A 14596-nucleotide genomic window follows, 5' to 3' on the forward strand; every position below is an offset into this window, starting at 1 on the left:
TCTTCATCCTTCTCTCATTCCGCCGCGACGCCCGAGGACGTCGCCGCGGTCTGCGCCAGTTGCCGCAGGGCAAAGCGCTTCAATTTTCCGGTCTCGGTCTTGGGCAGTTGCGTCACGAACTCGATCGCCCGCGGATATTTGTACGGCGCGATCTCGCGTTTGACATGCTCCTGCAGCTCGGCCACGAGCTGTGCGTCCGCCGTCACGCCGGGCGCGGCGACGACATAGGCCTTCACGATCATGCCGCGCGCCTCGTCGGGGGCGCCGACCACGCCGCACTCGGCGACCGCCGAATGCGTGAGCAGCGCCGCCTCGACGTCGGTGCCCGCAATATTGTAGCCGGCCGATACGATCATGTCGTCGGAGCGGGACTGGTACCAGAAGTAGCCATCGCTATCCATCAGGTAAGTGTCGCCGGTGATGTTCCAGCCGTTCTGGACGTATTTGCGCTGCCGCTCGTCGGCGAGATAGCGGCATCCGGTCGGCCCGCGCACCGCAAGCTTGCCTATCGTGCCCGGCGGCAAATCATGGCCGTCATCGTCGACGATCTTGGCCTCGTAGCCCGGCACGGGCTTCCCGGTTGCGCCGGGGCGGATCTCGTCCTCGGTCGCGCTGATGAAGATGTGCAGCAATTCAGTCGAGCCGATGCCGTCCATCAGCTTGATGCCGGTGGCCTTGAGCCAGGCATCGAAGGTCGGCTTGGGCAGGGTCTCGCCGGCGGAGACGCACTTTCGAAGCGAGGAGATGTCGCGCCCCGAAAGCTTGCCGATCATGGCACGGTATGCCGTCGGCGCCGTGAAACAGACCGTGGTCCTGTATTGCTCGATCGCCGTCAGGATGTCGTCCGGCGTCGTCTTCTCCAGCACGACAAAGGAGGCACCGATGTGCATCGGAAACAGCACGCCACCGAAGCCGAACGTGAAGGCGAGCGGTGCCGAGCCGACGAAACGGTCGTTCTGCTCGGCACGCAGGATGTTGCGCGCATAACCGTCACACACAGCGAGCATGTCGCGATGGAAATGCATGGTGCCCTTGGGGTCGCCTGTCGTGCCCGAGGTGAAGGCGATCAGGCAGATGTCGTCGGCGGCCGTATCGACGGCCCTGAATTCCGGACTCGCATCGGCGATCAGCGCCTCGAGCGCGTCGGCGGCGCCATTGCCCCAGTACACCACGTGCTTGAGATCGGGGGCCGCGGCTTTTGCCTTCTCCATCTCCTCGGCGAGCTTGCCGTCGCACAGCGCCAGCGTGATCTCCGCCTTCTGGATCGGATAGGACAGCTCCTTGGCGCGGAGCAGCGGCATCGTCGCCACCACGATGCCTCCGGCCTTGATCACTGCGAGATAGGTCGCGACCATCATCGGATTGTTGGCCGAGCGCAGCAGCACGCGCCCCCCGGGAACCAGCCCGAGCTTGCCAACCAGGACGTTGGCGATGCGGTTCACCAGCGCTTGCAACTCGCGATAGGTGTAGCTGACGGCGGGGCTGATGACGCAGGGTGCCTCGCCATGTCCCTGCTCGACCCAGCGATCGAGGAAATAACTGACGCAATTCAATCGCGGCGGATAGTGCAGCTCCGGCCGCGTGAAGATGAATTCGGGCCACAGCTCGCGTGGCGGCAGATGCTGCCGCGCAAAACTATCGACATGGGCCGTCGCGGCGTTGCCGTCATGCGAGCCCGTCACTTGAACCTTGGCGGCGTTGGCCATCGCACGCTCCTTTCAGCATGGATTGCACCCGGCAGCACGATCTGGAAAACATTTTAGGCTTAAAGCAATTCGGCGCAATAGCGGATTTTGGGCATCCCGTGCTTTTTCCGGCGGCAGAAGGGATTGGGGTGCCGTTCTTACGCCCGGCGGCGCGCCGCCGATTTCTGCGCCGACGCCTTGGTCTTGGCGAGCAGCCGCATCAATTCGCGCACATCCTTCGGCGAGAGGTCGGCGAAGAGATCGGCGATCCAGGTCTCGTGCTCCGCAGCCATCTTGCGGAACTCGGCGCGACCGAGTTTCGTCAGGCGGATCACCTGGACCCGGCGATCCGTCTCCGAGGTCCGACGATCGAGATGACCGGACTCCACGAGGCGCTCGACCAGACCGGTGACGTTGCCGTTCGAAACCATCATCCGCTTGGAGACATCGGACAGCGTCATGCCGTCGGGTACCTTGTCGAGCTGCGCCATCAGATCGAAGCGGGGCAGCGTGACGTCGAACCGCTGCCGCAGCCGGCCGCGAACCTCACCTTCGATGAGCGTCGTGCAGGTCAGGAGGCGCAACCACAGCCGAAGCTCGTCGGCGTGGTCCTCCGGAGTTTCGACGGCCTTGGTCTCGGAATCGAGCATCTCGGTGCAGTCACTCTCGGCCGGCATCAGCGCCGGCACGGATTCCCCAACGTTTTGAGCTTCAAGTAAATTGAAGCCGGCCGCAAGCCCAAAGCTGCAACAATCGATCGCACGCCAATTTCTTTAGGCTTCAAATAATTGGCGCGCCGTTTGCATGCGCCGCTTAACGCGCGGGATGGCGACACATTGAGCTCTGCTTGCCGCGGCCGCCATCATCGGCATAAGCTTGGATCGGAGTACGCGGCTTGCCACGCAAGCCCTGATGTCACGGGGGACAGATCATGAGAATGCAATCGACCTTGGCCGCAGCCTTGCTGCTCGGCACCGCAATGACCCCTGCTCTGGCCCAGGAGAAGATCAAGCTCGGCGTGATCGTGACCCTGTCGGGACCGGCCGCAGCGCTTGGGCAGCAGGTTCGCGACGGCTTTGCGCTCGCGGTCAAGGACCTCGGCAGCAAGATGGGCGGCCGCGACGTCGAGGTCGTCGTGGTCGATGACGAACTGAAGCCGGACGCGGCGGTGACCAAGGTCAAGGGACTGCTCGAACGCGACAAGGTCGACTTCGTGATCGGCCCGATCTTTTCCAATATCCTGCAGGCGATCCACCGGCCCGTGACGGAATCGAAGACCTTCCTGATCAGCCCCAACGCGGGCCCGTCGACCTTTGCCGGCAAGGACTGCAACCCGTTCTTCTATGTGACCTCGTATCAGAACGATCAGGTGCACGAGATCCTCGGAAAGGTCGCGCAGGATCGCGGCTACAAGCGCATGTACCTGATGGTGCCGAACTATCAGGCCGGCAAGGATTCGGTGGCGGGCTTCAAGCTCGACTACAAGGGCGAGATCGTTGAGGAATCCTACATGCCGCTGAACACGCTGGACTTCCAGCCGGAGCTGTCCAAGATCTCCTCGCAGAAGCCCGATGCGCTCTTCACGTTCATGCCGGGCGGCCTCGGCGTCAATCTCGTCAAGCAGTACCGGCAGGCCGGCCTCGCCGACAGCATTCCGGTGCTCTCGGCGTTCACGGTGGATGAATCGACCTTGCCGGCCCAGCAGGACGCGGCCGTCGGCATGTTCGGCGGCGCCAACTGGGCGCCCAATCTCGACAATCCCCAGAACAAGAAGTTCGTCGCGTCCTACGAGGCCGCCTATAACGTCGTGCCCGGCACCTACGCGTTCCAGGCCTATGACGCCGCGATGCTGATCGACAGCGCCATCAAGTCCGTGAAGGGCGACCTCTCGAACAAGGATGCCGTGGGAGCCGCGCTGAAGAAGGCGGACTTCACCTCGCTGCGCGGCGCCTTCAAGTTCAACACCAACGGCTATCCGATCCAGGATTTTTATCTGACCAAGGTCGCCAAGCGTCCGGACGGCAAGTACCAGACCGAGATCGTCCAGAAGGTCTTCGAGAATTACGGCGATCGCTACGCCAAGGACTGCAAGGCGGCGAACTAAAGCCGCACGTCGCGTTGAGGGAGGACTACAATGACAAGCGAAATCACCGGCATCACGCGAGCCAACGAGGGCATTCAGGGCATCTCCTGGAACATCCTCGGCCAGACCTATGTGCCGAAAAGCAAGACCGAGCACAGCTTCTCCTGGCACGCGACTTTGCCGCCGGGCACGTTCGTGCCGCCGCACATCCATCCCGACCAGGACGAATATCTCTACATGCTGGAGGGCAAGCTCGACTTCATGCTCGGCAATTCGGAGTCGCAGGCAACGGCCGGCGACCTGATCCGGCTCGGCATGGGCGTGCCGCACGGCATCTTCAACAAGTCGGAGCAGACCGCAAAGGTACTGTTCTGGGTCTCACCGACCAAGAAGCTGTTCGATCTGTTCTGGGGCCTTCATAACATGAAGGAGCAGAAGCCCGAGGACGTGGTGGCGATGGCGGCCGAGTTCAACATCCACTTCCTGCCGCCACCTCCCGGCGGCTAGCCGCGCGTTAGGCGCGCACCGCCGCGAGCCCCGGCACGGCGGCGAAGCCCGCCTTGGTCGCATAGCCGCGCACGATGGCCTCGCGCTGGGAATAGCTCAGCACGTTGTCGACATTGTCGAATCCGTCGGGCGCGAGCTGCTCGACGGCGTCGATGACACCCTCGGGGCCGCCGCGCCGGTTGGAGCGAACGATATCGGCCGTCATCGGCAGGCGCTTCTTCTCGTATTCGAGCAGCGCCTGGCGTGGATGCTCTGCGCGCACCAGCGCATCAGCAAGGCAGCGCGCATCGAGGATCGCCTGCGAGGCGCCGTTGGAGCCGACCGGATACATGGGATGTGCGGCATCGCCGAGCAGCGTCACGCGCCCGGACGACCAATAGGGCAAGTGATCGCGATCGCAGGTCGGATATTCGTAGAATTCGGGCGTCGCCGAGATCAAGCTCTTGACGTCGATATGGGGGATTGAGAAGCGGGCGACATGCGGCATCAGCTCCTCGCGGCGACCCGGCCGCGACCAGTCCTCCTTGCGCGGCGGCGGTGCATTGCCCTCGCCCACCTTCACCAGCACGGCCCAATTGGTCAGGCGGCTCGCCGGGCTCGATCCCTCCGCGATCGGATAGATCACCACCTTGGCGTTGAGGCCGCCGGCCACGATCATCGATTTGCCGGTGAGAAATAGCGGCCAGTCGCGCGCGCCGCGCCACAACATCAAGCCGTTCCAGCACGGCGGTCCCTCATTCGGGAACATCGTGTCGCGAACGCGGGAATGGATGCCATCGGCGCCGATCAGGATGTCGCCGCGCGCGGTATGGACATGCGCGCCCGCCCGATCGAAAAAGTAAGCGGTGACGCCGCCCTCGTCCTGCGTGAAGGCACCGAGGCGGCAACCGGTGTGGATCGCCTCGTGTCCGAGCCGCTCCTCGACGGCGCGATGGATGACGCCCTGAAGCCGGCCGCGATGAATCGAGAATTGCGGCACGTCGTGACCGGCGTCGACACCGCGGGCTTCGCGCCAGACCTCCTGGCCGTGACGGTTGAGGTAATAGAGCTGGTCGGTACGAACAGCGACGTCGTCGAGCTTCTGGAGCAGGCCGAGGCCGGCGAGCTCGCGCATGGCATGCGGCAGCGTGTTGATGCCGACACCGAGTTCGCGGATCGTGTCGGCCTGCTCGAAGATCTCGCAGTCGAGGCCGCGCGACCGCAGCATCAATGCCGTGGTAAGACCACCGATACCGCCACCGACAATAATCGCCTTCATCGCCCTTACTCCACTCGAAACACTTGAGGCAATGAGGTTAACGTCGCACGGGCGGTTACTCCGCCGCAAGCGGCTTTGTCGCCTCCGCCTTGAGCTCGGCCCGGGTCTTGGGCTTAGCCTTAATGCGCAGCTCCTCGAGATCCTGACGGTCGCGGGCGCTGTTGCGGAAAATCTGATCCATTCCGGGCAGATATTGCGGCGGGCAGAACGCGTCCGTTGCCCCATACCAGGCCGCCGCCTTCATCGTGAAGAAGGGATCGACCAGATGCGGCCGACCAAGCGCGACGAGGTCTGCCCGGCCGGCAGCCAGAATGGTGTTGGCCTGGTCGGCCGTCGTGATGTTGCCGACGCACATCGTGGCCACGCGGGCCTCGTTGCGGACCTGATCCGAGAACGGCGTCTGGAACATGCGCCCGTAGATCGGCTGCGCATCGCGGACGGTCTGCCCGGTCGAGACGTCGACGAGATCGACGCCGGCCTCGACGAAGGCGCGCGCAATCGCCACCGCATCGTCGCCGGTGATGCCGCCGTCGGCCCAGTCTGTCGCGGAAATGCGTACCGACATCGGCTTGTGCGACGGCCACGCCAATCGCAGCGCCTCGAAGATCTCGAGCGGGAAACGCAGACGGTTTTCGAGCGAGCCGCCATACTCGTCGGTGCGGGTATTCGTCAGCGGCGAAATGAAGCTCGCAAGCAGATAGCCGTGGGCGCAGTGCAGCTCCAGCATGTCGAAACCGCATCGTTCGCCGCGCTCGGCCGCCGCGATAAAGGAATCCCGCACCGCGTTCATCCCGGCGCGATCGAGCTCGCGCGGCACCTGACTGTCGGGGAAATAGGGCAGCGGTGATGCTGAGATCACGTCCCAGCCGCCCTCCTCCAGTGGACGGTCCATGCCGTCCCACATCAGCCTGGTCGCGCCCTTGCGGCCGGCGTGGCCCAATTGGAGGCAGAGCTTTGCAGCCGAATTGCCGTGGACGAAATCCACGATGCGCCGCCAGGCGGCCTCCTGCTCGTCGTTCCACAAACCTGCGCAGCCGGGCGTGATGCGAGCGTCGCGGCTGACGCAGGTCATCTCCGTGAAGATCAGGCCGGCACCACCGATCGCGCGTGAGCCGTAATGCACCAGGTGGAAATCGGTCGGCACGCCCTCCTTCGCCGAATACATGCACATCGGCGACATCACCGCGCGGTTGGCGACCTCCATCTCGCGCAACCGGAACGGTTGGAACAGCGGCACCACCGGCTTCTCGGTGTCGACGTCAAAGCCGTTGTCGCGAACCTGTTTGGCGAACGACTTCTCGACTTCGGCCACGAAATCGGGCGCGCGAAGCTTCAGATTGTCATAGGTGATCGCCTTCGAGCGCGTCATCACGCCGAAAGCAAACTGCACGGGATCGAAATCCCAGAAGCGGTCGACATGCTCGAACCAGACCAGCGAGACGTCGGCGGCGTGCTGCGTCTTCTCGACCTCCTCGCGGCGGCCGTGCTCGTAAACGTCGAGCGCGGCCTTGATGCCCGGCGCCTTCGCCATCGCTTCTGCGAGGGCAATGGCATCTTCCATCGCGAGCTTGGTGCCCGAGCCGATGGAGAAATGCGCGCTCGCCTTGGCATCGCCGAGCAGCACCATGTTGTCCTTGACCCAACGCTTGCTCCGGATCATCGGGAAGTTGCGCCACATCGAACGGTTGGTGAGCAGCTTGTGCCCATCGAGGAACCAGCCGAAAATCTCGGCCATCCGCGCGGCAGACTGCGTCTCGTCCAGCCCCGTCAGGCCAGCCCGCTCGAACGTCTCAGGATCGGTCTCGAAGATCCAGGTCGAGTGTCCGGCCTCATACTGATAGGCGTGGGCGATGAACGGCCCCCACTCGGTCTCCTGGAAAATGAAGGTGAAGGCGTCGAGCGGCTTGGTCGAGCCCATCCAGGCGAACTTGTTGGAGCGGAGGTCGACCTCGGGCTGAAAGTGATCGACGTATTTCTCGCGGAAGCGGCTGTTGATGCCGTCGGCGATCAGGACGAGATCGGCTTCGGCGAACCGGGATTCGTCGTCGATGTCCACCTCGAAGTGCAGGACGACGCCAAGCTCGCGAGCCCGCTCCTGGAGGATCAGGAGCAACTTGCTTCGGGAGCATCCGCAAAAGCCGTTACCGCCGACCCGGTGGACGGTGCCGCGGAAATGCACGGCGATGTCGTCCCAGTAGGCGAATTCCTGGGTGATGCGGCGATAGCTCGGCGGATCGTGCTTTTCGAAATTGTCCAGCGTGGCATCCGAGAACACCACGCCGAAGCCGAAGGTGTCGTCGGCCCGGTTGCGCTCATACACCGTGATGTCGGCGCCCGGGCGCTGCTTCTTGAGCAGGATCGCAGCATAGAGACCCGCAGGTCCGCCACCGATGATCGCGACTTTCATGGGAGCCTCGCCAAGTTCACCCGGCCACGAAACTATTTTAAGCCTAAAATAATTTCACGCAAGTCCCCGTTGCTGGCCCGGCGTCGGACAACGCCGGCCGGTTCTAGTCGCCCCTGAATACCGGCTTGACCTTGTTGGCGAAGGCCTCGAAGGCGCGTTCGAAATCGGCAGTGGTCATGCACAGGGCCTGGGCAACGGCTTCCGCCTCGATCGCCTCCTCCACCGACATTGCCCATTCCATGGCCAGCATCCGCTTGGTCATGGTGTTGGCGAAGGTCGGCCCTTCCGCGACCTGCCTGGCCAGCAGTTGAGCCTGGGTCAGCACCTGCTCCGGCGTCACGATGCGGCTGAAGAAGCCCCAGCGCTCGCCCTCTTCCGCCGTCATGAAGCGGCCGGTGTAGAGCAGCTCGGAGGCGCGGGACTGTCCGATGATCCGCGGCAGGATCGCGCAGGCGCCCATGTCGCAGCCAGCCAGCCCCACCTTGTTGAACAGGAACGCGACCTTGGTCCCGCTCGCTGCGAGGCGCATGTCCGATGCCATCGCGACGATCGCACCAGCCCCGGCGCAGATGCCCTCGACCGCGGCTATGATCGGCTGCGGGCAGGCGCGCATCGCCTTGACGAGATCGCCCGTCATCCGCGTGAAGGCCGTGAGCCCCTTGGTGTCCATCTTCACCAGCGGTCCGATGATCTCGAACACGTCGCCACCGGACGAGAAATTGCCACCGGCGCCGGTGACGACGATGGACTTGACCTCGTCGTCGAACGCACAAGCGCGGAAGAGATCGGTCAGTTCCCGATAGCTTTCGAACGTCAGCGGATTCTTTCGTTCCGGCCGGTTGAGCGTGACGGTCGCGACACCGTCGACCACCGCCAGCAGGAAGTGTTGCGGCGAATAGTCCGCGAGCGGAATGGTGACGGGATTTGCCGGTCTGCTCATAGTATCTCCTTGATGTTGTTCCGCGCAGCTAGATCTCACCGCCTGCGACTGCGATTGTCTGCCCGGTGATCGCGCTGGCGCCCTGGCCGCACAGCCAAAGCACGGCGTCTGCCACCTCTTGAGGCGCTATCAGGCGCCCTTGCGGATTGTGCTTGGCAAGCTCGGCGATGGCCTGCTCACGACTCCGTCCCGTTTTCTTCATGATGTTGTCGATGCTGGCGGTGACGAGGTCTGTGTCGGTGAAGCCCGGGCAAACCGCGTTCACGGTCACATTGCCCCCGGCCAGTTCCAGGGCAAGCGAACGAACGAGCCCGACCGCAGCGTGCTTGGCCGCAGTGTATGCGCTGACATAGGCATAGCCCTTGAGACCCGCCGTCGACGCAATCACGACGATGCGGCCATAGGGACGATCCTTCATACCCGGCAGCACGCCGTGGATGGCATGGACCACACCCATGAAATTGATGTCCATCATGCGCGCAAACAGGGCGTTGTCCGATTTTGCGAAAGGCGCGGATTCGGCGCTGCCCGCATTGGCGATCAGGATATCGATCGGCTTGCGCGCATGCGCCTCGGCGATGGCGGCCTTCAGAGCGGCCTCGTTCGCGACATCGGCGACAACTGCGAAATGCGCGGCGCCGGCATTGACGGCCTCGCCGAGGACCCCGGCATTCCGGCCGACGATCGTCACGGTGGCGCCAGCGCCGACGAGAGCCGCCGCGATCGCGCGGCCGATGCCGCGACCGCCACCGGTCACCAGCGCGTGAGGCGAATGGGGCAACCCGGACATGCGCTGGCTCCCTCGGATCTGCGGAACGTGCATCCGATATATTTTAACCTTCAAACTTTTGCAATGAACGCCGCTCGCCCCGCGAATGCCACGGCACGAAACACGGCCTGGAAATTGCTTTAAGTATAAAATTATCGCTTCCCATCGCCAAAAGGCCTGTTAGCATCAAAGGGCCCAGCAGAAGGATGTCGCGTGTCGCAGCCTGTGCCGATGATAACAAGGGACGGACGCTTCGCCTATGAAGCCGCCGGCGATCCTGGCGCGATCCCTCTGATTTTCCTGCATGGCATCGGCGGGGCGGCGCGGAGCTGGCGGCAGCAGCTTGATACGTTCGGCAATCGCTTCCGCGCAATCGCGTGGGATATGCCGGGCTATGGCGGCTCGGCGCCACTCGCCAATGTCAGCATCGCTGCCCTGGCTGATGCGCTCCAGCAATTCGTCGAGCAACTCGTTGCGACAAGACCCATTCTGGTCGGCCATTCCATCGGCGGTATGATCGTCCAGAAATGGCTGGTGCAGTTCCCGAAGCTGGCCCGCGCGGTGGTGCTGGCGCAGACCAGCCCGGCCTTCGGCAAGGCCGATGGCGACTGGCAGAAATCGTTCATTGCGGCGCGGCTCGGCCCGCTCGATCGCGGCGAGACGATGAAGTCGCTGGCGCCTTCATTGGTGAAGGAGCTCGTCGGCGACGATCCCGATCCGAGCGGGATGGAACTTGCACGCGAATGCATGGGAAGCGTGCCCGGAGCGAGCTATCGCGCCATGATGCTCGCTCTCATCGGGTTCGACCAGCGCAACACGCTGGGAGATATTGCCGTTCCCACGCTGTTGCTGTCCGGCTCCAAGGACAACAACGCGCCTGCGCCCATGATGGCGAAGACGGCGAGCTACATCCCCGGGGCTGACTATGTCGAGCTCGCCGGCGTCGGCCATCTCGCCAACCTCGAGCGTCCCGATGCCTTCGACGAGGCGCTCGGCCGCTTTCTGAACTCTCTCGCGACCAAAGCGTAAGGTGACTGCGCAATGACCATGCAAGTCAGCAAGACCATCGGCACAACCGACAAGGTTACACTGGATGCTCCGATCTTCGATCCCGTTGCATTCCGCCTGAGCGACGAGCAGGCCGGCATCATTACGCGAGCAAGAGAGATCGGCCAGAGCGTGTTCGCCGCTCGCGCTGCCACTTACGATCGCGAGGCGACCTTTCCGGTCGAGAATTATCGCGACCTGCACCGCGTCGGCCTGCTCGGCATCGCCGTTCCCAGGAAGCACGGCGGACTCGGCGCGAACTACCAGACCTATGCGTTGGCGGCCGCCGAGATCGGCCGCTATTGCGGCGCGACCGCGCTGACCTGGAACATGCACGTGTGCTCGACCCTATGGTCGGGCCCGCTCGCCGACGATCTCGACATGGACGCGGACACCCGCGCCGAGCACGAGCGGCGTCGCGCAGTTCATTACAAGCGGATCGTCGAAGACGGCGCGATCTATTCGCAACCCTTCTCCGAAGGCGGTGCGGCCGCCGCGGGCGGCGTCGCTTTTGGCACGGAAGCAAGGCCGGTCGAGGGCGGCTGGATCGTCAACGGCAAGAAGATCTTCGCGTCGCTCTCCGGCCATGCCGACTATTACGGCGTGCTCTGCACCGAGATCGAGGAAGGCGAGAAGGCGTCCCGCCGCAACACGCTTTACCTCGCGATATCTGCCAGGTCCGACGGCGTCTCGGTCGTCGGTGACTGGGATCCGCTCGGCATGCGCGGAACGGTCTCACGCACCCTTCTGTTCAAGGACGTGTTCGTGCCGCAGGATTCCGCACTGATGCCGCGCGGCGTCTATTTCCAAGCCGCGATGCGCTGGCCGCACATGTTCCTGACGTTGTCGCCGACCTATATGGGCCTGGCGCAAGCCGCCTATGATTTCACCGTACGTTATTTGCGCGGCGAAGTGCCGGGAATGCCGCCGGTCAAGCGCCGGATGTATCCGACCAAGCAGATCGCGGTCGCGCAGATGCAGATCAAGCTCGAGCAGATCAAGGCGATCTGGTTCCAGGCGGTCACCGAAGCCTGCGCCAATCCGAGCAAGGAGCAGGTACTGCGCGCCTATGCCGCGCAATATTCGGTGATGGAGGGCGCCAACGAGCTCGCCGCGCTCGCGATCCGCACCTGCGGCGGTCAGGCCATGCTGCGATCGCTACCGCTGGAGCGGATCTACCGCGACAGCCGCTGCGGCTCGCTGATGCTGCCCTGGACCGCCGAACTCTGCCTCGACCGGATCGGACGTGAGGCGCTGTACGAGACCGGCGAGACGGACGACTGACGGTGGACCTCTGCAGTCTGATCGATCGCAACGCGGCGTTCGCGCCGGACAAGACGGCGATTGCCTTCGAAGGGGAACGGCTGAGCTATGCCGCGTTCGCCGCACGCATCGAACACACTGCGACGGCATTGAAGCAGGAGCTCGGCGTCGGCCGCGGCGACCGCGTTGCCATCCTCAGCCTGAACCGGCCTGATTATCTGGTTCTGCTCTACGCATGCGCGCGGCTGGGTGCGATGCTCGTGCCGCTGAACTGGCGGCTGGCGGTCGCTGAGCAGCTCTTCATTCTCACAGACGCTGGCGCCAAAGTCGTGGTGCTCGAACGGGCGTTCGAGGGAGTTCTCCCCGAACTTGCGCCGGGGACATCCGTTGTCGGCCTCGACTTCACACCGCCCCGTGGTACGGCGTTCGAAAGCCTGCTGGCACGCAGCGACGGCAGCAGCCGCAATCCGCACACCGATCTTTCCTGCCCGCTGCTGATCGTCTACACGTCAGGAACAACGGGGCGGCCGAAAGGCGCGGTGCTGCGCCAGGAGGCGCTGTTCTGGAACGGCGTCATGAGCCAGCACATGCACAACATGACGTCCGAAGACCACGTGCTGACCGTGCTGCCATTCTTCCACGTCGGCGGCCTCAACATCCAGACGACGCCGGCGCTCCAGCTTGGCGCAACCGTCACGGTCCACGCCCGCTTCGCGCCGGATACCGCGCTTGCCGCCATCCAACAGGAGCGGCCGACACTCACGGTGATGGTGCCTGCGATCATCCAGGCGGTGAGCGAGCATGCTGCTTGGGCAGCCACCGATCTTTCGTCATTGAAGGCCGTCGCCACCGGCTCGACCATCGTGCCGCCGCATCTGATCGAGCGCTTTGTCGCGCGCGATGTCCCGGTGCTTCAGGTTTACGGCTCGACGGAGACCTGCCCGATCGCCGTCTACACGCGGCTTGGCGGCGACCTTTCGCGGGCGGGATCGACCGGGCTTGCCGGCTTGTGCTGTGAAGCAAAGGTGATCGACCAGGCCGGCAACGAACTGCCTGCGGGAACGCCGGGGGAGATCGCGGTGCGCGGGCCCAACGTGTTCTTCGAATATTGGGGAAACGAGGCCGCAACGCGCGACGCGTTGCACGACGGCTGGTATCGCACCGGAGATATCGGCCTGTGCGATGCCGACGGCTATTTCTGGGTCAGCGACCGCAAGAAGAACATGATCATTTCAGGCGGGGAAAACGTCTACCCGGCCGAGGTCGAGCGCGTCCTGCTCGAACACCCCGATGTCAGCGAATGCGCCGTGATCGGCCGGCCGGACCCGCGCTGGGACGAGGTGCCGATCGCCTATGTCATCCCCCGATCCGGCTGCCGGCTAGAGGCGAATGAGCTGCGAGCCCATCTTCAGGCGCAACTCGCCCGCTACAAGGTGCCGCGCGACATCGTCTTGGTCACCGACCTGCCGCGGACCGCGCTGGGCAAGGTCCAGCATTTCCTGCTGAAGCAGCTTGATGCGCAGTCCCGCGCGCAAGGAGAAGCATCTTGAAGATTGCAGTTCTTGGTGGCGGAAACGGCTCCTTCGCGGCCGCCGGCGATTTTGCGCTGTCGGGGCACGAAGTCCGGCTCTGGCGCCGCGATGCCGGTCAGGTCGCGGCCCATCGCGCTGCCGGCTCGCGCATCCTGGTCAAGGACCACAGCGGCCGCCACGACGTGAAACTCGCGCTGGTCACGACCGATATCGCCGAAGCCGTCGGCGGCTCGGAGCTGATCCTGTGCCCTGCCCCTGCCTTCGCGCAGACCGATATCGCTCGCCTGCTCGCCCCGCATCTGCGGGATGGTCAGGTCGTGTTCTTGCCGCCGGCAACATTCGGCTCGATCATCTTCGCCCAGGCGGTGCGGGACGCCGGCAACCAGGCCAAGGCAAGCTTTGCCGAAACCGGCACACTGCCGTGGCTCACCCGCAAACATGGACCTTTCGAAGTGGCGATCACCATTCGCGCCAAGCGGCTTCCGGTCGGGGTGTTCCCGCTCGACCACGCACCGCATGCGCTCGACGTGATCGGGCGCGCTTTCCCCGATGCGATCGAGTCCTGCGGGGACGCGCTGTCGGGGGCGCTGATGAATGCCGGCCCGATCATCCATCCGCCGCTGATCATCATGAATACGGGCCCGATCGAGCATTTCGAACGGTGGGACATCCACAAGGAGGGAACGCAAGCCGCGATCCGCCGGGTGACCGACGCACTTGACGCCGAGCGGATCGCGGTGCGCGAAGCGCTCGGTTACCGCGCACCGCATTTCCCGCTCGCTCATCACTATGCGAAAGAAGGCGAGATCTGGATGTACGGCCGCGGCTCGCATGACCGGCTGACGGACTCAGGCGACTGGCGCGAACGGATCGTGCTGACGGAGCACCGCTACATGCGTGAGGACCTCCGGCTTGGGTTGTCGCTGCTGGTGTCGGTCGCCGGACTGGCTGGCGTGGCCACGCCGCTGGCCAAAGCGTTCCTCGCCATCGGCGGCGCGATCTGCGGCGAGGATTTTGCGCATGGCGGCCGCACGCTGGCCACGCTGGGGCTCGACAATCTCAGCAAGGCCGAATTGCAGACGGTGCTTCGCAATGGATTCTGATC

Annotated in this window: 12 protein-coding genes; 6 read left to right on the forward strand and 6 right to left on the reverse strand. The window is 64.1% G+C overall.

Annotated elements, in window-relative coordinates:
• Positions 1 to 14: 14 nt before the first annotated feature.
• On the reverse strand, positions 15 to 1706 hold the full coding sequence (locus CIT40_RS24095; RefSeq protein ID WP_094891389.1) for a benzoate-CoA ligase family protein: 1692 nt from the start codon (positions 1704 to 1706) through the stop codon (positions 15 to 17).
• A 137-nt stretch (positions 1707 to 1843) separates the two neighbouring features.
• A complete protein-coding gene (locus CIT40_RS24100) occupies positions 1844 to 2362 on the reverse strand; it encodes a MarR family winged helix-turn-helix transcriptional regulator (RefSeq protein WP_162307890.1) in 519 nt (172 codons plus the stop codon).
• Positions 2363 to 2616: 254 nt separating this feature from the next.
• Here CIT40_RS24100 and CIT40_RS24105 point away from each other — a divergent pair, with 254 nt between their 5' ends.
• Both CIT40_RS24105 and CIT40_RS24110 read left to right on the forward strand, forming a co-directional pair.
• Entirely contained in the window at positions 2617 to 3789 is a 1173-nt protein-coding gene (locus tag CIT40_RS24105; protein WP_094891388.1) for an ABC transporter substrate-binding protein, read from the forward strand.
• A 30-nt stretch (positions 3790 to 3819) separates the two neighbouring features.
• Complete coding sequence (locus CIT40_RS24110; protein ID WP_094891387.1) at positions 3820 to 4275, forward strand: cupin domain-containing protein; 456 nt, start codon at positions 3820 to 3822, stop codon at positions 4273 to 4275.
• A gap of 7 nt (positions 4276 to 4282) precedes the next feature.
• Here CIT40_RS24110 and CIT40_RS24115 read toward each other — a convergent pair whose 3' ends face one another.
• The 4 genes from CIT40_RS24115 to CIT40_RS24130 all read right to left on the reverse strand — a co-directional run bounded on the left by CIT40_RS24115 (position 4283) and on the right by CIT40_RS24130 (position 9670).
• Positions 4283 to 5533 (reverse strand): flavin-dependent oxidoreductase, encoded by a 1251-nt coding sequence (locus tag CIT40_RS24115; RefSeq protein ID WP_094891386.1) that lies wholly within the window; start codon positions 5531 to 5533, stop codon positions 4283 to 4285.
• A gap of 55 nt (positions 5534 to 5588) precedes the next feature.
• Positions 5589 to 7940 (reverse strand): bifunctional salicylyl-CoA 5-hydroxylase/oxidoreductase, encoded by a 2352-nt coding sequence (locus CIT40_RS24120; RefSeq protein WP_094891385.1) that lies wholly within the window; start codon positions 7938 to 7940, stop codon positions 5589 to 5591.
• Positions 7941 to 8043: 103 nt separating this feature from the next.
• The gene (locus CIT40_RS24125) at positions 8044 to 8880 is read right to left on the reverse strand and encodes an enoyl-CoA hydratase family protein (RefSeq protein ID WP_094891384.1); all 837 of its coding nucleotides are present in this window, start codon (positions 8878 to 8880) and stop codon (positions 8044 to 8046) included.
• 28 nt (positions 8881 to 8908) lie between these two features.
• Complete coding sequence (locus CIT40_RS24130; protein ID WP_094891383.1) at positions 8909 to 9670, reverse strand: SDR family NAD(P)-dependent oxidoreductase; 762 nt, start codon at positions 9668 to 9670, stop codon at positions 8909 to 8911.
• Between the two features lie 192 nt (positions 9671 to 9862).
• Between CIT40_RS24130 and CIT40_RS24135 the strand changes: the two genes are divergently transcribed.
• Genes CIT40_RS24135 through CIT40_RS24150 form a run of 4 tightly spaced genes read left to right on the forward strand, consistent with a single transcriptional unit; the run spans position 9863 to position 14594 of the window.
• Entirely contained in the window at positions 9863 to 10678 is an 816-nt protein-coding gene (locus CIT40_RS24135; RefSeq protein WP_094891382.1) for an alpha/beta fold hydrolase, read from the forward strand.
• A 12-nt stretch (positions 10679 to 10690) separates the two neighbouring features.
• A complete protein-coding gene (locus tag CIT40_RS24140; RefSeq protein WP_094891381.1) occupies positions 10691 to 11980 on the forward strand; it encodes an acyl-CoA dehydrogenase family protein in 1290 nt (429 codons plus the stop codon).
• A 2-nt stretch (positions 11981 to 11982) separates the two neighbouring features.
• Entirely contained in the window at positions 11983 to 13509 is a 1527-nt protein-coding gene (locus CIT40_RS24145; protein WP_094891380.1) for a class I adenylate-forming enzyme family protein, read from the forward strand.
• Positions 13506 to 14594 carry an NAD/NADP-dependent octopine/nopaline dehydrogenase family protein gene (locus tag CIT40_RS24150; RefSeq protein ID WP_094891379.1) on the forward strand — a complete coding sequence of 363 codons (1089 nt, stop codon included), beginning with the start codon at positions 13506 to 13508 and terminating at the stop codon, positions 14592 to 14594. The genes CIT40_RS24145 and CIT40_RS24150 overlap by 4 nt, the downstream gene beginning before the upstream one ends.
• The last annotated feature ends 2 nt before the right edge of the window (positions 14595 to 14596 follow it).

Source organism: Bradyrhizobium amphicarpaeae, assembly GCF_002266435.3.
GTDB classification, from domain to species: domain Bacteria; phylum Pseudomonadota; class Alphaproteobacteria; order Rhizobiales; family Xanthobacteraceae; genus Bradyrhizobium; species Bradyrhizobium amphicarpaeae.

Coding starts and splice junctions, on each gene's coding strand:
- CIT40_RS24095 (WP_094891389.1), bottom strand. CDS start 1,706: ATGGCCAACGCCGCCAAGGTTCAAGTGACGGGCTCGCATGACGGCAAC.
- CIT40_RS24100 (WP_162307890.1), bottom strand. CDS start 2,362: ATGCCGGCCGAGAGTGACTGCACCGAGATGCTCGATTCCGAGACCAAG.
- CIT40_RS24105 (WP_094891388.1), top strand. CDS start 2,617: ATGAGAATGCAATCGACCTTGGCCGCAGCCTTGCTGCTCGGCACCGCA.
- CIT40_RS24110 (WP_094891387.1), top strand. CDS start 3,820: ATGACAAGCGAAATCACCGGCATCACGCGAGCCAACGAGGGCATTCAG.
- CIT40_RS24115 (WP_094891386.1), bottom strand. CDS start 5,533: ATGAAGGCGATTATTGTCGGTGGCGGTATCGGTGGTCTTACCACGGCA.
- CIT40_RS24120 (WP_094891385.1), bottom strand. CDS start 7,940: ATGAAAGTCGCGATCATCGGTGGCGGACCTGCGGGTCTCTATGCTGCG.
- CIT40_RS24125 (WP_094891384.1), bottom strand. CDS start 8,880: ATGAGCAGACCGGCAAATCCCGTCACCATTCCGCTCGCGGACTATTCG.
- CIT40_RS24130 (WP_094891383.1), bottom strand. CDS start 9,670: ATGTCCGGGTTGCCCCATTCGCCTCACGCGCTGGTGACCGGTGGCGGT.
- CIT40_RS24140 (WP_094891381.1), top strand. CDS start 10,691: ATGACCATGCAAGTCAGCAAGACCATCGGCACAACCGACAAGGTTACA.